Here is a 26,328-nt window from a genome sequence, read left to right as displayed (position 1 = left end):
CTGGGCCCGGTGGACGACCACGGCCACCCGATCCCCCTGGCCTATCAGGGTGCGTCGGTGCCGAAGAAGATGAACAAGCTCGGTTCGGCCGGGCACCCGGTCGCGGGCAGCACGTGGTCGCCGGACCCGGTCGAGGAGACCGTGGCCCTGGAGAACGCACGCCGCAGGGCGCACGTCTCCGAAGGCATCAGCGCCGAGGACACCGCGGGCGAGCTGGCCGGCAAGCCCTCCGACCCCAAGGCCTGAGGAACGGGGTGCCGCGGCTGCGCGGCACCCCATCGGCCCGTCAGTCGCGCCGAGCCACGCGCAGCGCGAACGCCGCCGATCCCAGCAGTGCCAGCGCACCGAGGCCGACGAGCGGCAGCACGGAGTCCTCACCGGACTGCGGACCGAAGCCACCCGCGAGGCCCTGGGCGGCGTAGGCGGACCCGCTCTGCTTGCCGCCGTACGCCTTCGCCACCGCCCGCTGGTACTCGGCGACCGTCAGCCGCTCCCCCGCACGACGACCGCTGCCACCGGCGTCGAGCACGGTCAGCCGCGTGCCCTTCTGCGCGTACCAGGCGTTGACCTGCGGTTCGTGCAGCAGGGTGGCACCGGCGGGCAGCTTCGCGGCCAGTGTGGACTCCTGGTCACCGGAGGCCAGGTTGGCCACGGACCACCGGCCGTCCGCGCCGCGCACGGTCTGGATGGTCGAGGTCTGACCGTCGCTCGACGACGCGGGCACCGCCACGTAGGCGAGCTTGCCCGGTTGCGCGTCCCTGGCACCGGAGACGAACTCCGGCGAGAGCGTGTACACCGGGACGACGCCGTCCCGCACGGCAACGGTCGCCGCGCCCTTGCCGCGCAGGTCGCCGAGGAAGTCCGCGACGGCGTCCACGGTGGACTGCTCGGTGGCGGCCGCCCGTGCCGCCTGGAGGTCGGCGGCCGACACCGCCTCGTCCGCGTGGGCCGACGGTCCCGCGGCGAGCAGGACGACGGCCGACAGCACCGCGGCGGCCGTGAGGTTGCGAGTGTTCATGGCCGTCCTCACCGGTTGATGCCCGTCAGCGTGTGCGTCCAGGTGAACGAGGTGTTCGAGCGGTAGCTGCTGTAGGTGGAGCGGTTGTAGCGGGTGTTGCTGCCCCACGGGTCGGCCCAGTTGACCCACTGGCGGTTGCTGCTGTCGACCTCGTAGCCGTAGACGGCGTGCATGTGGCCGCCGCCGGAGGACCACAGGATGCGGGTCTCGATCGGCTGCTCGCGGTCGATCTGGTCGCGGATGGACGCGAACGTGACGGTGCCCGACAGGTAGCTGCCCGGCGAGGAGTAGCCGAGGTCGTAGAACGCCTCGCGGACCTCGCCGAGGTCGCCCTGGTTGTTGCGGCAGCTCGTGCCCGACTCGTCGTGGGCGAGCTGGCAGAACCGCGTCTGGGTCACCGAGGTGCCGTGGTAGCGGGCGATGCTGGTGCCGGCGGCGGCCCAGCACCACTGGGTCTGCTCCTGGGCCTGCATGGTGAAGTTGAGACGGCCGAGGGCGGAGACGTCGGGCGCCGCGGTGGCGACGGGCTGCACGAGCAGCCATCCCGCCGCCACCGCCGCGACCGCGGCAAGAGCTCGTGGGCGCAGGGTGCTCACGGGCCCTCCTTTCGTGGACGTCGAGGGTGTTCCCCGGTGAGTTCCGGGCACAGCCGAACGATGGCCACGAGGCGGGGACGGGCACAAGATCGGTGCGCGGGCGGCGCGACCGTTCACAACGCGAACGTCGGCTTCCGCCACGGCGGTGTGAATGTTTCCGCGAACCCGGTCAGCGCCACTCCAGGGCGATGCCGGCGACACCGCGGTGGACGACGGGGAAGAACGCGCTCGCGACCAGCGCGCGGTCGCAGATCAGGTCGGTGACCTCCACCGGCGGCTGGTGCTCGCGCGTGCCCAGCACCCGCGTGCACCTGCTCGGCAGCGCCTTCGCGGTCATCGCCACCTGCAGCAGGTACGGACCGGCGCCGTCGCGGAACATCCGCGTGTAACCGGGGCACGGCGTGCCCGACCGGTCGTTGACCGTGTAGCTGACGACGGCCGTCTCGCCCTCGTCGAGGCTGCGGTCGAACAGCAGCTCGAACACCATCGAGCGGTCGGCCCGGCGCACCCGCCCGATCCGGCACCCGTCCCCGGCGACGACGCTCGCCCGTTCGATGTCGCAGTCGTCGTCGCCGTGGTAGATGGCCAGGTACCGGGTCGGGCCCGGGTTGCCGGCGGTGAGCACGATCCGGGTCGTCACGTCCTGCTGCTCACCGCGGTCGCCCAGCACGACCCGTTCCTGGGTGAGCGCGACCTCCAGCCCCGCGTTGCACCGGGCCGGGTCGTCGAGCAGGCTCGCCAGCAGCTCGGTCGTGGTCGGCCCGAGCGGTGACAGCTCGATGAACGACGTCGTCGGCACCCGCACCGGGTGGTCCCGCGGGCCCACGAGGGTCGTCAGCGAGTCCGGGGCGAGGTCCAACACGGACTCCAGCCCCCTGATCAACGCGAACGCACGCGGTCCCTCCGGCCGGCGCATCCCGCGTTGCCAGTAGCTCAGGGTCGACTCGGCCACGGCCAGGTCCATCCGCGCCAGGTGCGCGCGCAACCGGGACAGCGACAGGCCGCGGCGGTCGATCGCCACCCGCAGCGCCCGGTGGAACGGCCCGTACCTCAGTGCGTCGCCGAGTTCGTCCACACCCATCAGAACCCCCGTTCCGATGCGGCCCCACCCGGCGTGGCAGCCGTGACCGGCCACCGTAGTGGGCGGGGACCGGCACGGGGAAGGGCAGGCGGTCCGATCAGGACCCGGCGTAGAGCAACCGGTTCGGCGAGCCGGTGCCGACGCCGGTCAGCACGCCCTTCGTCGACCGGTCGACGACCAGCCGCACGGCCTGCTCCAGGGTGAGGTCCGGGTCGGCCTCCTTGGCGATTGCGACCGCGCCCGCGGCCAGCGGAGCGGCGAACGACGTGCCGTACCAGCCGCTCAGCACGGCCGTGTCACCCGAGCTGCCGGCGCCGGTGACGTCGGCACCCGGCGCGAACGCCGTCACGCAGCTGCCGTAGCTGGACGCGTTGGTGCCGGTGTTGCGCGAGTCGGTCCGCGTGGTGGCGCCCATGGTGATCGCGCGCGGGTCCTTCGGCGAGTTCCGGCAGTCGCCCCTGGCGAAGTTGCCCGCGATCAGCACCACCAGCATCCCGTTGTCCACCAGCTTCCCCGCCGCGGCGTCGAGGACGGTGTCGGTGTTGCCGTGCGAGCTCTGCAGGCTGACGTTGACCACCGAGCCGCGCGGCGCGTTGAGCGCCGTCCAGTTCATCCCGTCGGCCATGTCCTCGGTCGTGCCGGAGTTGTCGCACCCGAGGACGCGGACCGCCTTGATGTTCGCCTTCTTGGCCACGCCGTACGTCCGGCCCGCGACGTGGCTCGCGACGAACGTGCCGTGGCCGGCGCAGTCGGTGTCGCCGTTGCCGTCCGCGACCGCGTTGTACGCGCTCTCCGCGCGTCCCTCGAACTCGGCGTGCGTGGTGCGCACCCCGCTGTCGACGACGTACACGTCGACGCCGGCTCCCGTGCCACCGGGGGCGAAGGTGCCGTCGAGGGGCAGGCCGCGCTGGTCGACGCGGTCGGTGTGCCACGGCACGGCGGCGGGAGCGGCCGCGGGGGCGGTCTCCACGCGGTGCACCCGGTTCTCCTGCACCAGCGCGACGGCCGGGTCCCGGCGCAGCCGGTCGACGTCCGCGGGCGTCAGGTCGGCGGAGAACGCGCCGAGGGCGTCGAACCGCCTGTGGACCACTCCCCCGAGGACGGTCGCCGTGTGCACGACGCCGGGCAGCGCTGGCGTGTTCCTGAGCAGCACCACGTAGCGCGCGGTGTCCTCGTCCGCGACCGCGGTGCTCCCGAGCGCGCTGGTGACGCCCAGCAGACCCGCGAGTGCGGTGCGGGTGAGTCGCCTTCGCATGGTGGCTCCGATCAGGACGGCAACAGGGGTGCCAGAACCGTAGGACCGACCGCGCCGGCCCGCCGGGTCAGGCGCGGGACAGGCCCATCGCGTCCAGGTGGTCGTCCACGTCGACGCCGAGCTCCTCGGCCAGGTCGAAGAACTCCGCCGCCCGGCGCTCGTCCACGGGCAGGCCCCCGTCGCCGGTCAGGCACATGACGCCCGCGGTGTAAGCGCTCTTCCCGTGGCCCGCGTCGGCGGCCTTGCCATACCAGTCGAGGGCCTTCGCGGGGTCGTGCTCGACGCCGCGGCCGGTCGCGTAGTAGTAGCCGAGGTTGCCCATGGCCCGCACGCTGCCCAGCTCGGCCGCGCGCACGGTCCACCGCATCGACTCGTCGTCGTCCGCCGGCACGCCCGTCCCCGTCGCGTGCAGCACGCTCAGCTCGAACGCCGCGTCACCGCTGCCGTGCTCGGCGGCCGCCCGGTGGAACGGCACGGCTGCCGCGGGGTCGGCCGGGTGACCGTAGCCGCGGAAGCGCAGGTAACCGGACAGCAGCAGGACGTCCGGGTCCGCCGGGTGCTCCGCCAGCAGCTCGTCGAGCCGCCGGGCCGCGTCCTGCTCGTGCTCAGCGCTGGTCGCGAAGTACGCGATCCGGACCCACCCGAGCGCACCGGCGAGCGAGCCCGCGCGGTCGGCCTCGCGGTACGCCTCGATCGACGCCGGGACGTCCTGTTCCGGGTACGGCGCCCACGGTGCCGCGCCGTGCGCGAGCAGCCGGCCGAGCTCGAGCCACGCCTCCACCACACCGGCGCGGCCCGCCCGCGTGAGTCCCGCCGTCAGCAGCCGCGGCGCGTCCGCGGGCAACAGTCCGATGAGGTGTTCGCTGCGCACGAAGCACTCCCGCACCTCGCACGCGGCGGCGTACAGGTCCGCGCCGCTCGCCTCCTGGTCGCGCAGCAGACCGGCCAGAACCTCGTAGGGGCTGTTCGTCATGCAGCGGACCTTACGGACCGGTCCGGGCGCGGGGTTGCACCTCAAGCCACTTGAGATCGCATAGTGATCGTCATGGACATGGACGAGCTGTACCCGATCGGTGACGTCGCACGGCGGACGGGCCTGAGCGTCAGCGCGGTCCGGTACTACGCGGACGCCGGTGTCGTCTCCCCCGCCGCGAGCACGCCGGCCGGGCACCGCCTGTACGACGTGTCGGCCATCGCCCGCCTCGAACTGGTCAGGACGCTGCGCGAGCTCGACGCGGGCCTCGACGAGATCCGCCGGGTGCTGGCCGGCGAGGCCACGTTGCGCGACCTGGCCGCCACCCACCTGACCCTGCTGGAGGGGCACGAGGCACGGCTGCGCAGCCGGCGCGCGGTGCTGTCGGCCATCCTGCGGCAGGACTCGACCGCGGAGCAGGCGACGTTGATGCACCGGCTGGTGGGGATGTCGGACGAGGAGCGCGACCGGCTCGTGGACGAGTTCTGGACCGAGGTCACCACGGGCTGGGAGGCACCGGAGCGCATGGTCGAGTGGTGGCGGGCGGCCCGGCCGGTGCTGCCCGACCACCCCACCGCGGCCCAGCTGGAGGCGTGGATCGAGCTGGCGGAGCTGGTGCGCGACGGTGACGTCCGGCAGGCCCTGCGCCGTGAGCTGCACGAGGTCTGCACCACCGGCGCGGGACCGGTGATGTCCTCGGCGCCGATGCTGGAGGCCTTCGAGGAGGCCACGCCGATCGGCCAGGCGGCGATGGACGCCGCACGGGAGGGCGTGCCACCGGACTCGCCGCGGGGGCTGGACGTCGCCGACCGCTGGATCGAGTGGCTGACCGGCGTCTTCGCGGTGGCGGACGTCCCCCGCACACCGGACACGCCGGAGTTCCGCCTCCAGACCGCCGACCACATGCTCGCGGGCGCGGAGTGGGAGCGCACCCCACCGGACCCGGAGGGGCTGTTCGACCGGTACATGGCGCTGGTCGGCACCGTGAACGGCGCGGAACCCGAGCAGTTCCCGTTCGAATGGCTGGCCGCGGCCCTGCGGGCCTCCGCGGCACCGCGCTGATCTCAGTCCATTGTGGACTGTACCGGGATGTCGCCCGTTCGAAGTGCTCGCCGTGTAACCGGCCGCCGCTGTGGGCATCCGGTCGGGGTGACCGAGCAACGTACCGCGCACGCCGATGCCAGCCGACGCCCCGACGAGGGCCGGGCCAAGCCGTACACGTCGGCGATCGCGACGGCGAACCTCGCCCACCAGGCCGCGGCCGGCACCCGCGGGGAGAGCCACGCCACCCCCGGCGAGACCACCGGTGAGGTGGCCATCGACACGTCGTTGAGCTGCGACAACCTGTCGGTGGTGCGGGAACGCATCGCCGAGGCGCTGGCCGCCCACGACGAGGACTTCGTGGTGGACGTGCAGCTGGTCGCCACCGAGCTGGCGGCCAACGCGTGCGACCACGCCGACGACCCCCGCCGGCTGGTGCTGCGCAGGGAGGAACACCCCGAGCGCGGCGCGGAGCTCGTCGTCGAGGCCTGCGACGCCACGGTCAGCCGCACGCCGGTGGTCGGCATGTCCAGCATCGGCCCGTACCGCGGGCACGGCATGCAGATCGTCGAGCGGCTCTGCACCGACTGGGGTGTGCGCGTCGAGGACGACCTCAAGATCGTCTGGGCGCGCCTCCCCATCCCGGCCTGAGCGTTCCCCCTGCCGTCCGGGCTGCTGGAGCCGTTGCAGCTCTTGCACTTCAGCGCGGCAACGCCGGCCGCGGAGCACCGGGTGCCACCGTGTGAGGGGACGGTGGCGGCACCCGGTGCCGGATCAGCGGTTGGTGCTGATCGTCTTCTGGATCCAGCCCGCGTACGCGGTCGCGTTCGTGTACAGGCCAGGACCGTTGGCGCAGGGCACGTCCTCGTCACCGGGTCCGGAGGTGACGCCGATCAGCTCCCACCGCCCCCACTTGCCGCGCTGCACCTGCGGCCCACCGGAGTCGCCGGAGCACGCCATGGCACCCGGTTTGCGACTGACCGTGCACAGCCGGGTCCGGTCCGCGAAGCCGGGCGCGCACTCGGACTCGGCACCACGACGGGTGTCGAGCTGCTGCAACCGCTCGGCGAACTTCCACTCCGCCGGACCGGCTCCCTCGACCGTGGTGCCGAACCCCAGCAGCCGGGTCGGAGTGCCGGGCGCACCGGCGCGTTCGGCGATCCGGATCGGCCGCTGGGTCACGGGCCGGTCGAGGCGGATCAGCGCGATGTCGTTGCGGTTGGGCCGCATGCCCGGCGCCACCTCGTAACCGGGGTGGCGCACCACGCGCTCGATGTTCCGGACGGTGCCCCCGGACGTCCGCCGCTCGCTGCCGACGCGCACGGTCCCGTCCAGCACCGCACCGGTGTCCTGGTCGACGCAGTGCGCCGCCGTCACCACCCACCGCGGGTGGACCAGCGAAGCCCCGCAGACCCCCTTGATGTTGCCCGCACTGGGCACCGACAACGGGATCGAGGCCATGAACGGGTACCTCTCGGTGGAGTCCTTCCCGTTGATGATCGCGCCGGCGGTGCCGGTCATCGCCGTTGCGGCGAACGCACCCATCAGCACGACCCCGGCCACCCGGACCGCTCCACGGCGCACGGACTTCAGTCTCGACATGCTCTTCCTTCATCCGAGTAACGCGAACAAGGACAATCCTGTCCGTTCACAGTGGACTCGAACCATGCGGACAGCCTGATCATTCGTGGTGGAGCCTGCTCCACCGGCTCCGATCGCCGCACTGCCCCACCCCATCGGACTGAACCTGCCGCAGCAACGCCCTGAGGCCCGCTCGGTGGTGTTCACCCCGTGCTCGCGGTGGGACCCTGCTGGGAGGGAAAACGTCAGGGGGAGGGATGCGATCGTGATCCGTCGCATGCTGCTGGTCGCCGCTACCGCGCTCGGTGTCGTGCTGGTGCCCACCGGACAGGCGCAGGCGATTCCGATGTGCAAGAGCGGGTACGCCTGCCTCTATCAGTACTGGGCTGACAGCGAGCACACCGTGTTCAACGGGTTCCGGTCTATCGACTGCCAGGGTCGCGTGGACAGTTCGGGCAAGCTGTCCGGGTACCTGCAGTTCACGCAGGCGCGGTGCAACGACGTGTGATCTGACGTCCAGTGCACGGCGGCGTCGAAGATCCGGTCGATGTCGGGGTCCAGGCCGCCGTGGCCCTTGCGCCACGCGCTGATGCGGTTGCCGCGCAACGGGTCGGGCGGATGCCCGCGGTGGAGGTCGCGGCGGCCAGGTACAGGACCGAGCCGCCGGTGTCGGCACCGATCGTGACGACGGCCAGGCCCGCCGCCGTTGCGGCCGAGCTTGTGATGGTGGGCTGCCGGACGGCGGCGTTCATGTTCTCTTCGAGAAACCACCACCGAGATGCTCCAGCAGGTCTCACGCACACCACTGCGGCATCGCGGCGTCGGGATAGACCCGAACGACCGCGTTCAGCGGTTCTCTCGACAGATGTGGACGAACGCGCAGAGCCGGGCTCCCCACCGCGTCAGCCACCGGGACGGAGGTGGACCCGGCTCCACCTCCGCGGTGACGTGCGGCGCCGGGTCACTCGGCCGGCTGGCTCGGCTGCGGTTCCTTGCGCACCATCTTCAGGGCCTCCTCCGTCGACTGGGCCATCGGCAGCACCTGGCTCAGCGCGCTGGCCATCAGCGGACGCTGTGCCGCTGCCTGCGCGGCCACGATCGCGAAGCCCACCCCGTCGCTCTGCGCCCGTGCGTGCAGCTTGAGCAGCACCGACAGCGCTGACGAGCCCATGAAGTCGACGGCCAGCTCCACCACCATGCCGGCCGGGCGCTTGTCCAGGTGCTCGAACAGCTCCGCGCCCACCTCGTCGACGCTGACCATGTCGAGCTCGCCGGTGATGACAGCGACGAGCACACCGTCGTGGTCGCTGGTCTTCATGCTGGCCGTCGACGTCGTCTCGTCCGATGTCACTGAACACCTCACCTGGTCATTCGCAGTCGTTCCGTTCCGCCGATCTTACGAAGCGCGGCGTCGCCCTGCGAGCTGGGCGATTCTCACCGACCATGACTACGGCAGTGGGCGGACCGAGGAGGTGGCCGGGTGGGAAGCGCCGCACCCGCGGGCGAGCCGCTGGAAGTCATCCGCCCGATGCTGGCCACACCGGGTGACCCGCCCGGCAGCGAGGGCTGGGCCGTCGAGTTCAAGTGGGACGGTTACCGGGGTGTCGCGCACTGCCAGGGCCGTGACGTGCGGGTCTACAGCCGCAACGACCTGGACTTCATCGGCCGGTTCCCCGAGCTGACCGTCCTGCCCGACCTCCTTCAGCACCGGACGGCTGTGCTCGACGGCGAGATCGTGGCGCTGGACGACGAGGGGCGGCCCAGCTTCGGGCTGCTCCAGCAGCGGGACAAGGTCGCGCCCGGCGTCCGTGAGCTGCGGCACACCCGGCCGCGGATCGCCTACTTCGTGTTCGACCTGCTCCAGCTGGACGGCCGGTCGCTGCTGGCCACGCCCTACCACGTGCGGCGGGCGAAGCTGACCGAACTGGCCCTGCCCGGCAACCACGCCGTCCAGGTGCCGCCGACGTTCATGGACACCGAGCCGGCGGACGTGCTGCACGTGGCGAGCCAGTACGGGTTCGAGGGGATCGTCTCCAAGCGCGTCAAGTCCACCTACGAGCCCGGTCGCCGGTCCCCCTCCTGGGTGAAAACGCCGTTCCGCCACACCCAGGAGATCGTGATCGGCGGCTGGCGGGTGGGTCAGGGCAACCGCGCGGGCCGGATCGGGTCGCTGCTGCTCGGCGCCCACGACGAGCGCGGTGACCTGGTGTACGTGGGGCACGTGGGCACGGGCTTCAGCCAGGCGGTCCTCGCCGACCTGCAGCGCGAGCTGGAACGACGGGAACGGTCCACCAGCCCGTTCCCGGCCGGGGTGCCGCGCGAGCACGCCCGCGACGCCCGCTGGGTCGAACCGGACCTGGTCGGCGAGGTGGAGTTCCGGCAGTGGACACCGGACGGCCGCCTGCGGCACCCGGCGTGGCGCGGGCTGCGCCCCGACCGGGACCCGTCCAGCGTGGTGCTCACGTCCGAGGAGTGAGCACCGGCACCGATGTGACAACCCGGGTTTTGCGCCGACTGCGCGGAGGTACGCCTCCCGTCGGGCGCACCGGGCCTGATCGGACCGGACCAGCCCCTCGACCGCGGTAGCGGTGGGTGGGAGCTGCGCTGCGCGACACCGCGCAGATGCTCCGAACGGTCGTGCTGGGCCGGGTGATCGGGGGGATGATGGACGTTCCGAGGCTGAGCGGGTCGAGACGCCGGACGAGCGTCCCCTGTCACGAGGACGTGAGGCACGTGGGGCACAGCGAGCAGACCGACGACGGCCCGAGATCCTCCGAGATGCCGCTCACCGGTCAACGAGGTGAGCTGGCGTCCGCCCGGCGCTGGACGCGTGCCGTGCTGCGCGACGTCACCGAGGACGAGCTGGGGGACATCGAGCTGATCGTCACCGAGCTGGTGGCCAACGCCTTCGACCACGGGCGCATTCCCTACGTGCTGCGCCTGCACCGCTCGGAGGAACCCTGCCTCGTGCGCGTCGAGGTCGACGACGCCTCCCCCGAGCTCCCCGTGCTCGGCACCTCGCGGCTGGGTGGTGACAGGGGCCGGGGCATGGTCATCGTGAACCGACTGGCCAAGGACTGGGGCGTCACCTCGGGCGAGCACGGCAAAACGGTGTGGGCGGACATCACCTGCGAGCCGCCGTTCCGCTCCGCCTGAGCCGGCACGCGTCAGGCGCGGTGCAGCGGCTCGGGGAACACCGGGTGCAGCTCCAGCACCTGGTCCAGCCGGGTGATCTTGATGGGGCGCAGCACGGCCGAGTGGTCGGCGACCACCACGAGCCGGACGCCCATGTCCTCCGCCCGCTGGTTGTTCTCCACCAGGACCCGCAGGCCCGCTGAGCCCATGTAGCCCACGCCGCGCAGGTCGAGCAGGACAGCGGGCGAACCCGATTCGAGCTGAGCGCCGATGCGCGCGCTGAGCGAGTGCTCGTTGCTGAGGTCGATCTCGCCGCGGAGCACGAGGACGGGAACGCCGTCACGGGTGTGCGCCTCGACGGTGAGGGGCGCGGCATCGTCGTGGGACGGAGCAACCATGGGTGTGCTCTTCCTGCTGGCCAATGCTGTGCGGCCCCGGCTGCCTGTTTCAGTCCGAACCACTACCCGAAGAGCAGGCACATTGTGTGTGTAAATCCCACAGTAGGCGCATACCCGGTTACCCACAACTGAAACAGGCGGACCTGCGAGATCACGCGTCGCTCCGGCGGCGGTTAGCCGGGCGTGGCGCGGGAAGACCACCACTGACCGGCACGCCTGGCCGGTCGAGGTGTTCGCGACCGACGAAGGGCGGGGCCCGTGGCCTTCACCGGACCAGCCGACCAGCACACCGGGAAGCGCTCACGGCCGTGGCTGCGCATGTTCGCGGTCGGGCTGGCCCTGTGGGTGGCGACCGTGGTGATCACGCTCGGCACCCGCAACACCAACCTGATCCCCACGATCGTACTGCTGGGCAGCTTCCTGGTACCGGCCACGTTCGTCTCGTGGGCCTTCGGGCACCGGCACTCCGGCGAGGTCACCGGTGAGCTGGTGTTCCGCACGTTCGCGGTCGGCGGTGTCCTCGGCGTGCTGGGCGCCTCGCTGCTGGAGAGCTACCTGCTGCACCCGTCGCCGTGGCTGTTCGCCGGTGTGGGCCTGATCGAGGAGGCGGTGAAGCTGGGTGCGCTCGCCCTGCTGACCCGGCACCTGCGGGAGAAGTCGGTGCGCGACGGGCTGGTGCTGGGCGCGAGCGTCGGGTTCGGGTTCGCCGCCTTCGAGTCGGCCGGGTACGCGTTGACGGCGTTGTTCACCCAGAACGGCCTGTCGGTGCTGGACCTCGTCACCACCGAGCTGCTGCGCGGCCTGCTCGCCCCGTTCGGGCACGGCCTGTGGACCGCGATCCTCGGTGCCGTGCTGTTCTCCCGCAGCACCCGCGACCACTTCCTGCTGACCGGGCGCCTGCTCGCCGCGTACCTGGGTGTGTCGTTGCTGCACGCCCTGTGGGACTCGATGAACACCATCGCCGTGCTGATCACGCTGGTGCTGACCGACCAGCGGGTGCTGGCGGAGGGGTACCTGCCGCAGCCGACGCCCGCGCAGGTGCAGCTGTTCACCGTGGTCACGTGGACCGGGTTGGCGGTCATCTCCGCGATCGGGTTGCTGTGGCTGGGTCTGCTGGTGCGCGCGTCGCGCCGGCAGGTCGCGCCCGTGGTCGTGCGGGGTTACCCCATGGCCACCGACGCCCGGTGGTGGCCGACCGGCCGGTCACCGCGCTGAGCGAAGGTCCACTGTGGAGGGAGGTGGTGCACCGTGCAGATCCGGGTCACCGGAACGGCTGCGGCGCAGACCTTCGTGGAGGTCGCGGGGCAGCTCGACTCGGCCGGGTCGGCGGCGCTGCTCGCGAAGCTGGACCGGTTGATCGACGAGGGGCGGCACCACCTGGTCGTGAACGTCGCCGCGGTCACCTACTGCGACTCCAGCGGCCTGAGCGCCCTGGTCCGCAGCAGGGCCAGGGCCGTCGAGATGACCGGTTCGCTGCGGCTGGTCTCGGCGAGCCCGCCGGTGCAACGGCTCCTGCGCCTCACCGGCCTCACCCGGATGTTCGAGCACTGAGCACCGCCGTCACGGCACCGTCGGCAGCAGCCCCGGTGCCCGGCGGGCCTTCGCCGCCTGCTCGAACGCCGCCGCGAACCGCAGCACCGCGTCGTCCGCCCCGCTGCCGCCGGTGAACGACACCCCGATCGGCAACGGGCCCGCGAACCCGGCGGGGACGGAGATGTTCGGGTACCCCGCCACGGCCGCGGGCAACGCGGTCCGCAGGCCGCCGGGGTCGCTGCCGCACGGCTTCCACGCGGGGCCGTTGGTGGGTGCCATGACCACGTCCAGGCGTTCTGCGGTGAGCACCTCGTCGATGGACCGGCGGGCCCACTCCGTCGCGGCGCGCCGCTGGTCGAGGTAGGACGGGTCGGTGAGCGAGCGGGTCTTCTCCGCCTCGTGGAAGATCTCCTGCCCGAACCCGGACAGCTCGACGGGATCGGTCTCGTTGAACTCGATCAGCTCGTGCACCGTGCGCGGCGCACCGGGCCTGGTCCGCAGGTACCGCTCCAGGTCGTGCTTGAACTCGACGACCATCGCGGGGCGGTCGGCGCCCTGGATGCGGTCCTGGTGGAGCAGGTCGACCTCGACGACGGTGGCACCGCCGCGGCGCAGCACGCCGGCCGCGGCGGCCACGACCCGGTCCACGTCGGCGTCGAAGCCGGTCCTGCGCCACACGCCGACCCGAGCGCCGCGCAGGGTGCCCGGGGTGAGGTCGGCGGTCGTGCCCGCCATGGCCGCCATCAGGATCGCGGCGTCCACGACGTGCCGCGCCATCGGGCCCGCCGTGTCCCTGCGGGCGGTGATCGGCACGATGCCCGCGGTGCTGACCCGGCCCGGAGTGGGCTTGAACCCCACGACACCGGCGTGACCGGCCGGGGACACGATCGAGCCGTTGGTCTCGGTGCCGACCGCGACCTGCGCCAGCGAGGCCGCCACCGCGACGGCCGAGCCGGACGACGAGCCGCACGGGGTGCGGTCCAGCACGTGCGGGTTGGCGGTCTGCCCGCCGACCCCCGACCAGCCGGACGTGGCCCACGGGGAGCGGAAGTTGCCCCACTCCGTCATGTTCGTCTTGCCCAGCACGACCGCGCCCGCCGCCCGCAGCCGCACGACGACCTCGGCGTCGGCGGCGGGTGGCACGCGCAGGGCCCGCGAGCCGGCCGTGGTCGCCAGGCCGCTGGTGTCGATGTTGTCCTTGAGCAGCACGGGGATGCCGTCCAGCAGCCCACGCGAGCGACCGGCCGTTCGTCTGCGGTCGCTCTCCTCCGCCTGCCGCACCGCCGTCGGGTCGACCGCGAGCACCGAGCGCAGGAGCCGGTCCACGTCGGCGATGCGGCTCAGGTAGGCGCGGGTCAGGGCGGCGGAGGTGAGCTCTCCGGTCGCCATCCTGCGTGCGAGCAGCGGGATGGTCGCCTGGTCGAGGTCGGCGGCCGGGAGTTCCATGGGTCCATTGCCGACCCCACCGCCTGCCCGCGTCAACCTGCCAATGGGCGACGGGCTAGTGCTCTTGCTCACACGCGAGCCGTGCCACAGCCGGATCATGATCAGCGGCATTCGGGGTATCCGGCAGACACCTTGTCAGCGGAACACCCGAGGAGTGGCCATGTGCGGAATCGCCGGTGAGATCATCACGGACGAGTCGGGCCGGCCGGACCTCGGCGCGGTGGAGCGCATGACGCGGGCCATGTGGTCGCGCGGGCCGGACGGTGCCGGGCAGTGGTCGGAGGGCAGGGTAGCGCTCGGGCACCGCAGGCTGTCCATCATCGACCTGTCCGACCTCGGCGCGCAGCCCATGGTGGACGACGAGCTCGGGCTCGCCGTGGCCTTCAACGGGTGCGTCTACAACTACGAGCAGCTGCGCGAGGAGCTGTCCGGCCGGTACCGCTTCACCTCCACCAGCGACACCGAGGTGATCCTCAAGGCCTACCACCACTGGGGCGAGGAGTTCGTCGACCACCTGGTCGGCATGTTCGCGATCGCGTTGTTCGACCGCCGCCGCGACCGGGTGCTGCTGGTCAGGGACCGGCTCGGCATCAAGCCGCTCTACGTCTCCGAGATGCGCGGGCGGACCCGGTTCGCCTCCAGCCTGCCCGCGCTGCTCGCCGGCGGCGGGGTCGACACCGAGCTGGACCCTGTCGGCCTGCACCACTATCTGACGTGGCACTCGATCGTGCCCGCACCCCGCACCGTCCTGCGCGGGGTGCGCAAGCTGCCGCCCGCCACGATCCGCGTGTTCGAACGCGGGCAGCAACCGCGCGACCGCGTCTACTGGCAGCCGTCGTACACGCGGCGCCCCGAGCACGCGGACTGGACGGCCCAGGACTGGCGGCAGGCGGTGCGCGAGGCGCTGCAGGTCGCGGTGCGCCGCCGCACGGTGTCCGACGTGGAGGTCGGCGTCCTGCTCTCCGGCGGTCTCGACTCCAGCCTGCTGGTCGCCCTTCTCGCCGCGGAGGAGCAGCGGCCGAGCACGTTCAGCATCGGGTTCACCAGCCGCGGTGACGTGGAGGGCGACGAGTTCGCCTACTCCGACGCCATCGCGCAGAAGTTCGGCACCGACCACCACCAGCTCCGCGTCGGCGACGAGCAGATCGCCGCGGCGGTGCGGGACGCCGTCGGGTCGATGAGCGAGCCGATGGGCAGCCACGACGTCACCGCGTTCTACCTGGTCTGCCGCGAGGTGTCGCAGCACGTCAAGGTCGTGCAGTGCGGTCAGGGCGCCGACGAGGTGTTCGCCGGCTACCGCTACCACCAGCCTGCGGCCGGTGCTCCCCGGCGGCAGGCGGCGGACGTCCTGCGCGAGGCGTTCCACGACCTCGAGCACGACGAGCTCGCGGACGTCCTGGAACGGCAGTGGCTCCTGGGCCGTGACGTCAGCGGCGACCTGGCCGCAGCCCACCTCGCCGACCCCGGCGCGGACACCGCCCTGGACGCGGTGCTGCGGACGGACACGCACCTGCTGATGCCCGACGACCCGGTCAAGCGCGTGGACAACATGGCGATGGCGTGGGGCGTCGAGGCGCGGGTGCCGTTCCTCGACCAGGACCTGGTGGAGCTGGTCGCCGCGTGCCCGCCCGAGCTGAAGTCCGACCAGGACGGCAAGGGCATCCTCAAGGACATCGGCCGCGACCTGCTGCCGCACGACGTGGTCGACCGGAAGAAGGGCTACTTCCCGGTGCCAGCCCTCATCCAGCTCGACGGTGAGGTCCTCGACCTGTTGCGCTCGACCATGACCTCCCCCGCCGCACGCGGACGCGGTGTGCTGCGCCGCGAGTACGTGGACGGCCTGCTCGCCGACCCGAACGGGCAGGCCACCAAGGCCGGCGGGAACGAGCTGTGGCACCTCGGCGTGCTGGAGATGTGGTTGCAGCAGCACGGCATCGGGTGATCAGCCCGACGGCTGCGGTGACGTCTCCCCGCGCAACGGCAGCCGGGAGGGAGCTGCTCGACCCCGTCGACCCGAGCTCAGGTCCTCCCGGGTCGTTGCCCGCAGGCCGTGGCCGGGGCGGAGGCGTTCGTCGTGAGACCGACGTCTCGCCCGCAACACCGTCTCGGCCGGGCCGGAGCCCCGCGCTGGTCAGGTGGCCGTTCTAGAGTGGGCGGATGAAGGTTCTGTCCATCCAGTCGGTCGTCGCCCACGGCCACGTCGGCAACTCCGCCGCCGTGTTCCCGCTGCAGCGCCTCGGGGTCGAGGTCGTCCCGATCCCCACGGTGAACTTCTCCAACCACACCGGGTACGGCGCGTGGCGCGGTCCGCTCCTGCCGCCGTCGGACGTGGCCGAGATCCTCCTCGGCGTGGAGGAACGCGGGGTGTTCGGGCAGGTCGACGCCGTGCTGTCCGGCTACCAGGGCGGCACGGGCATCGCCGACGTGATCATCGACGCGGTGCGCAGGGTGAAGGCGGCGAACCCGGCGGCGCTCTACGCGTGCGACCCGGTGATGGGCAACGCCAAGTCCGGGTGCTTCGTCGCGCCCGAGATCCCCGTGCTGCTGCGCGACCGGGTCGTGCCGGTGGCCGACATCATCACCCCGAACCAGTTCGAGCTGGGCTTCCTCACCGGCACCGAGCCGGCGAGCGTCGAGGAGACGCTGGCGTCGGCCGACCTCGCCCGCGCGATGGGCCCGTCGACCGTGCTGGTCACCAGCGTCGAGCGGCCCGACCGGGAGGAGGGCACGATCGAGATGCTCGTCGTGGACAGCGCCGGGTCGTGGCTCGTGAGCACCCCGCACCTGCCGTTCAAGGCCAACGGGTCCGGTGACGTCACAGCCGCGCTGTTCACCGCCCACTACGTCCAGACCAAGGACGCGGCGCTGGCGCTGGAACGCACCGCGTCGAGCGTCTTCGACCTGATCGACCTGACCTACCGCTCCGGTGAGCGCGAGCTGCGCCTGGTGCAGGCCCAGGAGTTCTACGCGACGCCGCGGATGCAGTTCAAGGCCGAGCAGGTGCGCTGAGCCCGGCGTCCCGGGCGGTCAACTGCGTCGCGACCGCCCGGCGGAGTTGCGAGACTGTTCCGATGGTCGACCAACCACCACGGCAGCACTCCGCGCGCTACTACGTGATCGTCGGTCTGCTGCTCGTGATCGCGAACGTGATCGGCTTCGTGTTCATCGAGGAAGCCTCCTGGGCGTTGATCCTGGCCGGCTGCTTCACCGGCGGGTTCGTCGCGGAGGGCATCGCGGACCTGGTCCGGCACAAGCGGTCCCGGCGCTGACCACGGCCGGCCTGGTCAGGGAAGTTCGGGTTCCTGCACGGCGACGATGTTGGCGATGTCCAGGACCGAGATGGTGCGGTCGGGCCGCAGGACCGGCACCCACACGTGTGAGGTCTGCGGATCCACCACGTGCGGTCCGACCACCACACCCCGCAGGTAGACGGTCGGGTGCAGCACGTCGGGGTTGAGGTAGGTGACGACCGCTCCGCGGCCTGGGCAGGACTTCGTCGCCATGGCGACTCCCGTGGGGTGAACGCACGCCTCGGTCGAGGCGGTCTCGATGTCGCCGGCTGCTCGACGTCCCGCACGGATAACCCGTGCCAGGACAGCGAAACCACCTGTCCGGCGGGCGTGGCGGTGAGGGCGGACAACGCGCCGGGAGGGCCTCTGCCGGTCGAGCAGCGAGCCGACGCCCCGAGGTGACCGCTGCGCGGCGGCAGTCGTGGTGGACCACCACAGCGTGCTGCGGCCGTTGCGGTTCAGCCAGGTGTACGGCGTGCTCACGACGTGCTCGCCCCTGGACCAGGCCGTGCGGCCGGCCGTCACCTGAGCACGGCGGTCGAGATCGGCGCCGTCAGTGTGCGAGGTCGGTCCGCTCGGCCACCGCCGCCGTGCGCAGCGCCTCGACCGCGTGCGGAACGGACTCGTGCACGAGCAGGACGCTGTCCATGCCGGCGACCAGCAGAGAACGCCGCGCCGAGTGCGCCGCCGCGACGACCGCGAACCCGACCCCGGCCTGCTGCGCCCGGCGGCTGGCCTCACCGAGCGTCGACAGCCCCGTCGACGCGAGGAAGCCCACCGCCAGCCACACCACGATCCCGACCGGGTGGGTGTTGAGCTGCTCTTCGAGCGCGGTGCGCACCTGACCGGCGTTGGTGATGTCGATGTCGCCGTTGAGCGCCACGACCAGCACGCCGTCGTGGTCGACGGTCTCGATGGTGAGGTCTGAGATCCCGTCGCGTCGAGCGTGCGTCACCGTGCACCGCCGGCCATGCTGGACCACCCTTCCCCGGACGGGCTGTCGACCTCGTCACCGGGACCCAGGTTCGCACTGATCAGCGGTTCGCGCTGGCCCGGCCCACCGCAGGTACACGATGGTGGAGGGCAGGTGTCCGCGGTGTTCAGGCCGCCCGGTTCGCCCGTCCCGGTGACCGAAATCGGACTTCCCACCGATCTGGTGGATGCTCGCGGTGTGCGGCAACACGAACCCCGCTGTGACCTGTGCGATGACACGGGCACGATCACCTGGCAGCAACCGGTGCCCGGTGAGGACGGCGCGTTCGTGCTGACGGAGATGAACCACCCGTGCGTCAACGGCTGCTCGGGCTGGCGCCGGCTCCCCGCCGCCGAGAGCGGCACCGTGGTCGATCCGGACGGCGGCGGGCCGGCCGCCGGGAACGTCGCCGACGCCAACCGCACCCACCGCACGGAATGGTTCCGGCCCACGTCCTCGGGCGACGACGACCCGCCCTGACCGCCGATCCCCTCGCTCACATCGCCAGGTCGGCGACCTCCGACCGGACCGCCAGGTGGACGAACTGGTCCCGGTGGCCCAGCCCCGTGCCGCGGTGGGCCGGTACCACGACGGTGTGCAACTGCTCGGCCTTGGCCGGTCAGCCGATCTCAGCGGCTCCCACCGACTGCGTGAAGTTCCCCGTCAACGGCGCTCCGGCGACGAGGCGCGGCCCGAGGACGAAGCTCATCGGATCGGTCGGGATCACCGAGCGGTCCGTGATCCTCATCAGGTGCCGTCCGTCGAAGAGCAGGTCGACGTACGACGAGGTGTACCGCAACGTCGCGATGTGGTACTTGCCGTCGTAGAGGTCGACGCCGGTGTCGACCTTGAGGGAGACGGCCTTGCCGCGCTTGGCGCTTTCGAAGCGCAGCTGGGTGTTCGTGTAGCTCTGGTCGGTCGTGTAGCCGAAGTTGATCTCGTTGAACTGGCTCCCGTCCGCGGCGGGACCGTTGTCCCACAACGCGGCGCCCCACCAGACCTGCTGCCGGGGGCGGTGGCTGAGCGCGAACCGGGTCGTGAACTCGCCCGAGGTGAAGCGCTGCGGCCGGTACCGGACCTTGGACCAGGAGCCGGCGGTGCGAGGCGGGGCGCCGGCCTTCAGCTCGAACCTGGCCACACCGTCGGTGACGGTCGGGCAGCTGTGCTCGCACTGCCAGATCGCCGGGTCGAGCGAGTCGAAGTTCTCGACGTACCCCGCTCGCGCGTCGACCGGGGACGGCGCTGCGGCTGCCGACCCCGTCCCGAGCACGAGGCTCATCGCCGCCGCGGTGAGCGCTTTCCAACGCTTGTTCGCCATGGAGTCTCCTCTACCGCCATCGCAGCACAGGTGTCGCGGAACCGGTCGACCTGTTCACGAACGGCCACCGGATTCGGCACGACCGGCCACCTGAGGAGCACCGCCGGGGTTGCCCGAACCGTCACGGTCATCGGTCCGAAGGTGACGCGGCGCGGGTCAGGACTTCACCGCCGGTTCATCGCGTGTTGTGATGCACGCCGTCGGCGGCACTGACCGTTCCCCCTCCAGTCGAGCAGTCGGGATCCACCATGCCCATCACCGAGCACCGTTCCCGGCCTCCACTCGGCAACTTCGCCAAGACCCTGCGCATCGCCGTTCGGTGCGTTGACGCGGACCTGCGGCTCACGAACGACCACCGGGCTGCCCCGTCGAGCGCCGAGCTCCTCAAGCAGGTGGAGTCGCCGCTGGTGTTCGCCCGGCTGTTCGCGGTCGTCACCGCGGCGGCAGCGGGAGGTTCTCCGCACAAGGCCATGCCGGTGTCGGTGATGTCGTCGTTGTGGTGGGCCGGTGCGGAAACGCGCACGGGCGCGGCGGCGACCCGGTTGCCGTTGTCCTACCTGCGTTCTCTCGACATCACCGAGGAACTTCGCCGGACGTGGACCGCCGACCTCGAAGAGGCGGCGGCCGATCCCGGTTCGACGTCCAGTGCCCGGAGCAACGCGTACGCGCGCGACGCGGTGATGGCGGTGCGGACCTGCGCAGCCGCGGACGGGCCGCGGTGGCGCGAGTTCGGGAGGCTGTACGGGCTGCTGGCCGATCAGGCCGCCGCGAACTCCGCGGGAGACGACCGCACACCACCGCTGTTGCTCGCCAACGCCTGCAAGATCGCGAGCACGCACCTCAGACAGCACATGATCCGGCTCGGCGAGGAGGCCGGCGGCAACGTCCACGCCAGGATGGTGCTGCGGGACCTCTCCAGCACCCCCGGTGCCGTGCGGCTGTACGCCCGCGAGGTCCGCGACCTGCACTCGCTGGCCGTGACCACCCTGACGGACCTGTGCGAGCCGAACCCGTACCGCTCGTTCCTGCGTTCCCGGCTGGACGGGCTGGTGCAGCACTCGCTCGTGCACCCGCGCGAGATGGTGGGCTCGCCCGTGCCACAACGCCCGGTCGCACCCTAGGGCCTGTGTCGAGGTCCCGTTCGATGAGAGTCGCGCCTGAGGTGGTTCCTGGCGGTGCGGGCGGACAGCCCGCATACCGGTGTTGTACGTGGGCTGGTCGCCCGTGCCCCCAGGGGCCGCCTCAGGCCCGGCTGTCGCGAACACGGACCTCGACACAGGCCCTGGTTCCCGTGCGGGACTGACGGACGCCGGCCGTCAACGTCGAACCGGAGAGGTGTGCCCGTTCGCTTGGGCGGGCTTCCCGATCGGACGCGGGCGGCGACATCGCCGGCCGGTTCCCCGACAAAGCGTCCCGCCAGGCGAAACGCGGCTCGCATTCGCGGGCTTCCGCGCTGCACAGTGTCGAAGCGCTGCGGCGACCCGATCTCCACGAGCGCGGTGAACTGCCGCTGTCCCGTTCAGCAACTCGTCCGAACGCCGTTGGAGGTCCGCTGTGTTCGCAGGCTATCGCAGCGCCTTCGCCAGACGAGGGGCCGTGTCCTTCTGCATCGCGGGCGTGCTGTCGCGTCTGTTCGTCGGGATCTACCCGCTCGGCCTGCTCCTCCTGCTGGCCTTGCCCACCGGTCAGTACGGGAAAGCCGCGTTGGTGAGCGGCTGCTGGACGATCGGCAACGCGCTCGGCAGTCCCGTCGCCGGAATCGTCGCGGACCGCTTCGGGCAGCGCAGAACGCTGCTGCTGTCCATCTTCGCGCATTTCGCGCTCGCCACGATGACGCTCGGATCGGTCGCGCTGGACGCGCCGCTTCCGGCCACGCTGCTCCTGGCTCTTCTCCTGGGCGCCTCAGCGGTCAACACCGGGCCGATGACGCGGGCGCGCTGGGCGACGATGTGGCCGGACGGCAGCACCGAGAGATCCGCCGCCTACTCGGTCGAAACGGTTCTGGACGAGGTCGTCTTCGCGATCGGTCCTTTGCTGACAGCGGCTCTCGCGATCCAGGTCTCGCCGTACCTGGCCGTCGCCTCGGCCGTTCTCCTCACCGCCTGCGGCGCGACCTGGCTGCTCTTCCAGCGGCACACCGAGCCGCCCAGGCAGCCTCCCGTCGCTCGCGTGCACCGGCGCCTCGCCGCACGGTATCCGGGCATGCCGCTGCTGCTCGTCCTGCTCCTGGCGCTGGGAGCCACCTGCGGCGCGGCGGAGGTGCTGCTCGTCGCGCGTTCCGCTGAACTCGGTCAGCCGGGTGGCGCCGGCCTCGTCCTCACCTGCTTCGCAGTGGGCAGCGGAGTCTCGGCCGTTCTGTACGGCTCACGGACGCGGAGCGGGCCGACGTCGCTGCGGCTCGCCTTGAGCGCCTCGGCGTTCGGCCTGCTCCCCGCCCTCTACCTGACCGCGGACAGCCTGCTCGTCCTCATGGCCTGCTCCGCGGTCAACGGTCTCAGCATGGCGCCGACCATCATCAACGCCTTCCACCTGCTCGACGAGCTCGTTCCGGTGGCGATCCAGACCGAGGGGATGAACTGGGTGTGGTCCAGTCTCTCGCTCGGTTTCGGTGCGGGCACCGCCACCGTCGGCAGGATCGCGGACGAACTGGGCGCCCGGTCGACCTTCTCCCTCCCGGTCGTCTGCGCGTTGTCCGCTGCCGCAGCCGCACATCTGCTGCATTCGCGGTTGAAGCTCCGAACGAAGACAGAAGTACCAAACACTTCACGATGAAGGACCACTCACATGGTGAACGATGTTCTTGAGCAGATCGAGGGTTCACGTGTGCAACTCGGGGCCCAGACTGCGGAAGCAGAAGAGATGGGAGCACTCCCCGCGCACACCGCGGACATCTTGCGCAAGACCGGTGTGGTGAGAATGCTGCAACCCGCGAAGCACGGTGGTTTCGAGGCCGATCCGCGGGAGTTCCTCGACGCGGTGATCCTGACCGCCGAGTCCTGCAGCGCCGCGGGCTGGGTCGCGGGCGTCGTGGGGTCGCACCCGTGGCAGCTGGCCCTGATGCCGGAGTCCGTTCAGGACGACGTGTGGGCGGCTGACCCGGACACCTGGGTGGCGTCGCCGTTCTCCCCGTTCGGCAAGGCGCGCAAGGTCGAGGGAGGCTATCTGCTGAGCGGCAGGTGGGCGTTCTCGTCCGGCACGGACCACTGCGAGTGGGCCTGGCTGGGTGCGACCGTGGTCGATGCCGAGGGCGATCGCGTCGGTTCCGAGGGCACGCTGCACATGCTGCTGCCGCGGAGCGACTACACGATCATCGACGGGTCGTGGAACGCGGTCGGGCTGCGTGGCAGCGGGAGCAAGGACGTCGCGGTGAGCGGCGCGTTCGTGCCTGCCGAGCGCGTGATCGCTGAGCAGGACGTCGTCAGCGGCGTCGCGGCCAGGGAGGCAGGCAGGAGCGAGACCCTCTTCCGCATGCCCTGGTCGGCCATCTTCCCCAACGCGATCACGGCGTCCATCATCGGCATGTGCCGTGGCGCTCTGGCGGCGTCCTTCGACTACCAGCGCGATCGGGTCGACGAGTCCGGCCGGCTGGTGCGTGAGGACAACTTCCTCCTGGCACAGCTGAGCGAGTGCTGCTCCGAGGTCGAGTCCGCACGGGTCCAGATGATGGCCAACGTGGGCCGCATGTGGGACATCGTCGACTCCGGCAAGGAAGTGCCGTTCGAGCTCCGCGCGGCAGCCCGCTGCGACCAGGTTCGCGGCAGCCGGCGCGCTGTGGAGGCACTCGACCGCCTCTACAGCCACTCAGGCGGGAACGCCTTGCGGTCGGATCGGCCCATGCAGCGCTTCTGGCGCGATGCCCATGCCGGGTTGAACCACGCCATCAACGTCTACTCCGGACCGTATCAGGCCTACGCGCTGAGCAGGATGGGCGCGGCAGTTCCGCCCGGTCTCCAGCGTGATGTCTGAGCCACGGGGGACGACAGTGGACGAGCACGCGACAACAACCTCCGCCATCGACGCACAGCAGGGCGGCCCGACACCGGACCTGGCGAGCTCGATACGCCTGCGGATTTTGCGGCACGGCAAGGACCGGCTCGGGGATGACGCCCTGGAACAGGCCAGAGCGGGCCGCGCCGACGCCGCGACCGGACCGGTGGTCGCGGAGTTCTACAACTGCGTTCTGGACAAGGCGGAGGACCGGTACTCCTACCGCAGCTACCTGGCCCTGGACGTCCTGAAGCCCCTCCTCCCGACGGCCGAGAACGTCCACACCGGACGGACCCTCGTCGCGCGCCTCCTGCGCGACCTGGCCGAGTTCGAGTGGATGACGATGAAGGACGACGACGAGAGCGAGCTCCTCCCGAGCGGCCGGCCACGCCGTCAGCTCGCACTCAAGAGGATTCGCAAGGCGGCCTCCCTGGGCGAGCACTTCGACCCGCTGGGAACAAGACCCGGGCTCGTGGCGGAACCGGTCGAGGACGTGATCCGCTTCAGCGTCCTCCCCGTCTCCGACCACCACGACGAGTACCTCTTCATCCGAGTTCTGCAGTGCTACGAGACGGTGTTCACGATGATGGCGGCCACGCTGGAGGAGGCGGCAGCGGTCGCGCAGTCCGGATGCGCCTTCGAGGTCGCCGCCCGGATCGAGTCGGCTGCGACGACGCTGGACCAGGCGTCGGGGTTGTTCAGCCTGCTGGCCACCATGTCACCGGCGAACTTCCAGGCCTTCCGCATGCAGACCGACGGGTCGAGCGCGATCCAGTCGGAGGCGTACAAGCTGGTGGAGATCTTCTGCGCGTTGCCGAGGAAAGGTCGCCTCGACTCCCCCGCCTTCCTCTCCGTTCCGCGCGTGCGGCTGCGCGCCTTGTCCGGGCTCGACTCCTTGTCCGCGTGGCACCGTCGCCGGCAGAGCAGGTGGAGTGACGCGGAGAGCGCGGTGGTGACGAACGCGGTGCACCTGCTGGAACAGAGTCATCAGAAGTGGAAGCGCACCCACCACTCCATCGCGCGATCGATGATCGGCGACAGCAACGGCACCGGCGGCACGGACGGCATCGAGTACTTGCGGCAGTGCACGGAGAACCGGCTCTTCTGGCCGATCGGCGAGCAGCGCCCTCAGCACGATTCTTCCTTCGACGGAGGCCGAGGCTACCCGTGGACCTGACCAAGTGGATGATCCGGGCACAGGAGGAGAACGCCAGGTGGCAGGACTCCTTTCCGCCGTTCTCACCCCACCCGTCGATGGAGGTCGACGATGACGTGTTCGCGGCGGCCTTCCACGACTTCACGGAGCGGCTCGGGAAGAACTACCCCTTCTTCCACCCGTCGTACGCCGGGCACATGGTCCGCCCGCCGCACTCCGCCGCCACCATCGGCTACCTGGCGGCCATGCTGGTGAACCCGAACAACCACGCGTTCGACGGCGGCCCGGCCACCGTCGAGATGGAGCAGGAGGTCGTCGCGCAGCTGTCCGGCATGTTCGGGTTCGAGGCCCCGCTCGGTCACCTGACCACCAGCGGCACGATCGCGAACCTCGAAGCCCTCTACGTCGCACGAGAGCTCCGGCCCGGCCAAGGCGTCGCGTTCAGCGAGGAAGCCCACTTCACGCACAGCCGCATGTGCCGCGTCCTGGGCGTCGAAAGTCATGCGGTGCGGGTCGACGACCGGGGCCGGATGGACGTCGAGGCACTGGAGGAGCTGCTGCGGACACAGCGGATCGGCACGGTCGTCCTGACCGCCGGCACGACCGGTCTCGGCGCGGTCGACCCGATCCACGAGGTCCTCGCGTTGCGGGAGCGCTACGACGTCCGCATCCACGTCGATGCCGCTTACGGCGGTTTCTTCACGCTGCTCGCGGGATCGGACACCGCGGAGGCGCTGCCGCCGGAGCCGTGGCGGGCGATCTCCCGGTGCGACTCCGTGGTGGTCGATCCGCACAAGCACGGGTTGCAGCCCTACGGTTGCGGCGCGGTGCTCTTCAACGACCCGGACGTCAACCGGTTCTACGCCCACGACTCCCCGTACACCTACTGCGCTCCGGCCGGGTTCAACCCCGGCGAGACGAGCCTGGAGTGCTCACGGGCCGGTGCGGCCGCGGCGGCTCTCTGGCTCACCTTCCGGGTCCTGCCGCCGACCCCGTCAGGACTGGGCCGGGTCCTGGGCGCCGGCAGGCGGGCCGCCCTGGACTGGTCGGCCAGGATCGCGTCGTCCGAGGCCCTCGAGCTGTACCAGGAACCCGAGCTGGACATCGTCACCTACTTCCCGGTCGTCCGGCCCGCGAGCATGCGGCTGGTGGACCAGGTGTCGGCCAGGATGCTGGAAAGCGGTGGCACAGAAGCAGATCCCGTGTTCCTGAGCACGGTGAAGGTGCGCTCCGACGCACTCGTCCGCCGGCATCCCGGTGTCGCCGCCGATGCCCCCGAGGCGCGGATCATCCGCAGCGTGCTGATGAAGCCGGAGTTCGAGGACTTCATCCCGCGACTGCACGACCGGGTGGAGGCGCTGGCCGTCTCCCACTCCGGGCTCAGGTGAGCGTGCTCCCGGCCGGCGCGGCGGAGATCCGGCCGCTCGACCGCACCGCGGCTGAGCATTTGGTTCCGCACGTATTCCACGTGGGTGTTCGGGTCGATCGGCTGGTGCGCGGGGGCAGTCGGGGTGTGCGGCACACCACTCCGGCCTGTGCGGGTGATT

General features: G+C 71.2%; 28 protein-coding genes and 1 pseudogene. 17 read left to right on the top strand and 12 right to left on the bottom strand.

From position 1 onward, the window contains the following. Positions 1 to 246: pseudogene (locus ACZ7CF_RS37980) on the top strand (cytochrome bc1 complex cytochrome b subunit); the annotation flags it as partial. 40 nt (positions 247 to 286) lie between these two features. Here ACZ7CF_RS37980 and ACZ7CF_RS37975 read toward each other — a convergent pair. The 5 genes from ACZ7CF_RS37975 to ACZ7CF_RS37955 all read right to left on the bottom strand — a co-directional run bounded on the left by ACZ7CF_RS37975 (position 287) and on the right by ACZ7CF_RS37955 (position 4,923). Further along, positions 287 to 1,018: a hypothetical protein gene (locus ACZ7CF_RS37975; RefSeq protein ID WP_470372095.1), complete on the bottom strand. Its 732-nt coding sequence runs from the start codon at positions 1,016 to 1,018 to the stop codon at positions 287 to 289. A gap of 8 nt (positions 1,019 to 1,026) precedes the next feature. After that, positions 1,027 to 1,614, bottom strand: coding sequence for a papain-like cysteine protease family protein (locus ACZ7CF_RS37970; protein WP_360399921.1), 588 nt, complete (start codon positions 1,612 to 1,614; stop codon positions 1,027 to 1,029). 169 nt (positions 1,615 to 1,783) lie between these two features. After that, positions 1,784 to 2,695 (bottom strand): hypothetical protein, encoded by a 912-nt coding sequence (locus ACZ7CF_RS37965; RefSeq protein ID WP_470372094.1) that lies wholly within the window; start codon positions 2,693 to 2,695, stop codon positions 1,784 to 1,786. Between the two features lie 97 nt (positions 2,696 to 2,792). After that, the gene (locus ACZ7CF_RS37960) at positions 2,793 to 3,950 is read right to left on the bottom strand and encodes a S8 family peptidase (RefSeq protein WP_470372093.1); all 1,158 of its coding nucleotides are present in this window, start codon (positions 3,948 to 3,950) and stop codon (positions 2,793 to 2,795) included. Between the two features lie 67 nt (positions 3,951 to 4,017). Continuing rightward, on the bottom strand, positions 4,018 to 4,923 hold the full coding sequence (locus tag ACZ7CF_RS37955) for a tetratricopeptide repeat protein (protein ID WP_458432942.1): 906 nt from the start codon (positions 4,921 to 4,923) through the stop codon (positions 4,018 to 4,020). 72 nt (positions 4,924 to 4,995) lie between these two features. Between ACZ7CF_RS37955 and ACZ7CF_RS37950 the strand changes: the two genes are divergently transcribed. Beyond that, entirely contained in the window at positions 4,996 to 5,985 is a 990-nt protein-coding gene (locus ACZ7CF_RS37950; RefSeq protein ID WP_470372092.1) for a MerR family transcriptional regulator, read from the top strand. Between the two features lie 87 nt (positions 5,986 to 6,072). Beyond that, entirely contained in the window at positions 6,073 to 6,615 is a 543-nt protein-coding gene (locus tag ACZ7CF_RS37945) for an ATP-binding protein (RefSeq protein ID WP_458432946.1), read from the top strand. 123 nt (positions 6,616 to 6,738) lie between these two features. Here ACZ7CF_RS37945 and ACZ7CF_RS37940 read toward each other — a convergent pair whose 3' ends face one another. Continuing rightward, the gene (locus ACZ7CF_RS37940; RefSeq protein ID WP_470372091.1) at positions 6,739 to 7,566 is read right to left on the bottom strand and encodes a S1 family peptidase; all 828 of its coding nucleotides are present in this window, start codon (positions 7,564 to 7,566) and stop codon (positions 6,739 to 6,741) included. A 244-nt stretch (positions 7,567 to 7,810) separates the two neighbouring features. Between ACZ7CF_RS37940 and ACZ7CF_RS37935 the strand changes: the two genes are divergently transcribed. Beyond that, entirely contained in the window at positions 7,811 to 8,053 is a 243-nt protein-coding gene (locus ACZ7CF_RS37935) for a DUF6289 family protein (protein WP_360399942.1), read from the top strand. Between the two features lie 453 nt (positions 8,054 to 8,506). On the opposite strand, the gene ACZ7CF_RS37930 is transcribed toward ACZ7CF_RS37935, so the two are convergent. After that, the gene (locus ACZ7CF_RS37930) at positions 8,507 to 8,896 is read right to left on the bottom strand and encodes an STAS domain-containing protein (protein ID WP_360399948.1); all 390 of its coding nucleotides are present in this window, start codon (positions 8,894 to 8,896) and stop codon (positions 8,507 to 8,509) included. Between the two features lie 129 nt (positions 8,897 to 9,025). Between ACZ7CF_RS37930 and ligD the strand changes: the two genes are divergently transcribed. Continuing rightward, the gene (gene ligD / locus ACZ7CF_RS37925; protein WP_470372090.1) at positions 9,026 to 10,021 is read left to right on the top strand and encodes a non-homologous end-joining DNA ligase; all 996 of its coding nucleotides are present in this window, start codon (positions 9,026 to 9,028) and stop codon (positions 10,019 to 10,021) included. Between the two features lie 257 nt (positions 10,022 to 10,278). After that, a complete protein-coding gene (locus ACZ7CF_RS37920; RefSeq protein ID WP_470372089.1) occupies positions 10,279 to 10,701 on the top strand; it encodes an ATP-binding protein in 423 nt (140 codons plus the stop codon). An 11-nt stretch (positions 10,702 to 10,712) separates the two neighbouring features. Here ACZ7CF_RS37920 and ACZ7CF_RS37915 read toward each other — a convergent pair whose 3' ends face one another. Continuing rightward, on the bottom strand, positions 10,713 to 11,078 hold the full coding sequence (locus tag ACZ7CF_RS37915) for an STAS domain-containing protein (RefSeq protein WP_360399957.1): 366 nt from the start codon (positions 11,076 to 11,078) through the stop codon (positions 10,713 to 10,715). Positions 11,079 to 11,336: 258 nt separating this feature from the next. On the opposite strand from ACZ7CF_RS37915, the gene ACZ7CF_RS37910 reads away from it, so the two are divergent. Further along, positions 11,337 to 12,293: a PrsW family intramembrane metalloprotease gene (locus tag ACZ7CF_RS37910; protein WP_470372088.1), complete on the top strand. Its 957-nt coding sequence runs from the start codon at positions 11,337 to 11,339 to the stop codon at positions 12,291 to 12,293. 33 nt (positions 12,294 to 12,326) lie between these two features. Next, entirely contained in the window at positions 12,327 to 12,629 is a 303-nt protein-coding gene (locus ACZ7CF_RS37905; protein WP_360399963.1) for an STAS domain-containing protein, read from the top strand. Between the two features lie 9 nt (positions 12,630 to 12,638). Here ACZ7CF_RS37905 and ACZ7CF_RS37900 read toward each other — a convergent pair whose 3' ends face one another. Beyond that, on the bottom strand, positions 12,639 to 14,057 hold the full coding sequence (locus ACZ7CF_RS37900; protein ID WP_470372087.1) for an amidase family protein: 1,419 nt from the start codon (positions 14,055 to 14,057) through the stop codon (positions 12,639 to 12,641). Positions 14,058 to 14,217: 160 nt separating this feature from the next. Between ACZ7CF_RS37900 and ACZ7CF_RS37895 the strand changes: the two genes are divergently transcribed. From ACZ7CF_RS37895 to ACZ7CF_RS37885, 3 genes are all read left to right on the top strand, one after another. Then, positions 14,218 to 15,999, top strand: a complete 1,782-nt coding sequence (locus ACZ7CF_RS37895; RefSeq protein ID WP_458432957.1) for an N-acetylglutaminylglutamine amidotransferase — start codon at positions 14,218 to 14,220, stop codon at positions 15,997 to 15,999. 215 nt (positions 16,000 to 16,214) lie between these two features. After that, positions 16,215 to 17,066 carry a pyridoxal kinase PdxY gene (gene pdxY, locus ACZ7CF_RS37890; RefSeq protein WP_360399972.1) on the top strand — a complete coding sequence of 284 codons (852 nt, stop codon included), beginning with the start codon at positions 16,215 to 16,217 and terminating at the stop codon, positions 17,064 to 17,066. A gap of 62 nt (positions 17,067 to 17,128) precedes the next feature. Next, on the top strand, positions 17,129 to 17,326 hold the full coding sequence (locus ACZ7CF_RS37885) for a hypothetical protein (protein WP_458432959.1): 198 nt from the start codon (positions 17,129 to 17,131) through the stop codon (positions 17,324 to 17,326). Between the two features lie 15 nt (positions 17,327 to 17,341). Here ACZ7CF_RS37885 and ACZ7CF_RS37880 read toward each other — a convergent pair whose 3' ends face one another. Together ACZ7CF_RS37880 and ACZ7CF_RS37875 are read right to left on the bottom strand one after the other, a co-directional pair. Then, a complete protein-coding gene (locus ACZ7CF_RS37880; protein WP_360399978.1) occupies positions 17,342 to 17,560 on the bottom strand; it encodes a hypothetical protein in 219 nt (72 codons plus the stop codon). Positions 17,561 to 17,900: 340 nt separating this feature from the next. Then, positions 17,901 to 18,302 carry an STAS domain-containing protein gene (locus ACZ7CF_RS37875; RefSeq protein ID WP_470372086.1) on the bottom strand — a complete coding sequence of 134 codons (402 nt, stop codon included), beginning with the start codon at positions 18,300 to 18,302 and terminating at the stop codon, positions 17,901 to 17,903. Positions 18,303 to 18,518: 216 nt separating this feature from the next. Between ACZ7CF_RS37875 and ACZ7CF_RS37870 the strand changes: the two genes are divergently transcribed. Further along, entirely contained in the window at positions 18,519 to 18,800 is a 282-nt protein-coding gene (locus ACZ7CF_RS37870) for a hypothetical protein (RefSeq protein WP_458432961.1), read from the top strand. Between the two features lie 139 nt (positions 18,801 to 18,939). On the opposite strand, the gene ACZ7CF_RS37865 is transcribed toward ACZ7CF_RS37870, so the two are convergent. Then, positions 18,940 to 19,638, bottom strand: a complete 699-nt coding sequence (locus tag ACZ7CF_RS37865) for a LamG domain-containing protein (protein ID WP_360399986.1) — start codon at positions 19,636 to 19,638, stop codon at positions 18,940 to 18,942. 248 nt (positions 19,639 to 19,886) lie between these two features. Between ACZ7CF_RS37865 and ACZ7CF_RS37860 the strand changes: the two genes are divergently transcribed. The 5 genes from ACZ7CF_RS37860 (at position 19,887) to ACZ7CF_RS37840 (ending at position 26,169) form a co-directional block, all read left to right on the top strand. Further along, positions 19,887 to 20,759 (top strand): hypothetical protein, encoded by an 873-nt coding sequence (locus ACZ7CF_RS37860; protein WP_470372085.1) that lies wholly within the window; start codon positions 19,887 to 19,889, stop codon positions 20,757 to 20,759. Positions 20,760 to 21,234: 475 nt separating this feature from the next. Continuing rightward, on the top strand, positions 21,235 to 22,410 hold the full coding sequence (locus ACZ7CF_RS37855; protein ID WP_470372084.1) for an MFS transporter: 1,176 nt from the start codon (positions 21,235 to 21,237) through the stop codon (positions 22,408 to 22,410). 87 nt (positions 22,411 to 22,497) lie between these two features. Further along, positions 22,498 to 23,604 (top strand): acyl-CoA dehydrogenase family protein, encoded by a 1,107-nt coding sequence (locus tag ACZ7CF_RS37850; RefSeq protein WP_470372083.1) that lies wholly within the window; start codon positions 22,498 to 22,500, stop codon positions 23,602 to 23,604. Continuing rightward, positions 23,597 to 24,802, top strand: a complete 1,206-nt coding sequence (locus tag ACZ7CF_RS37845; protein WP_470372082.1) for a tryptophan 2,3-dioxygenase family protein — start codon at positions 23,597 to 23,599, stop codon at positions 24,800 to 24,802. The genes ACZ7CF_RS37850 and ACZ7CF_RS37845 overlap by 8 nt, the downstream gene beginning before the upstream one ends. Beyond that, positions 24,793 to 26,169 carry a pyridoxal phosphate-dependent decarboxylase family protein gene (locus ACZ7CF_RS37840; protein WP_470372081.1) on the top strand — a complete coding sequence of 459 codons (1,377 nt, stop codon included), beginning with the start codon at positions 24,793 to 24,795 and terminating at the stop codon, positions 26,167 to 26,169. The genes ACZ7CF_RS37845 and ACZ7CF_RS37840 overlap by 10 nt, the downstream gene beginning before the upstream one ends. Positions 26,170 to 26,328 lie beyond the last annotated feature (159 nt).

This window comes from Lentzea sp. NPDC036955 (genome assembly GCF_055608005.1).
Note: the sequence above shows the minus strand (reverse complement) of the source record. Positions and strands in the feature narration are given on the sequence as shown.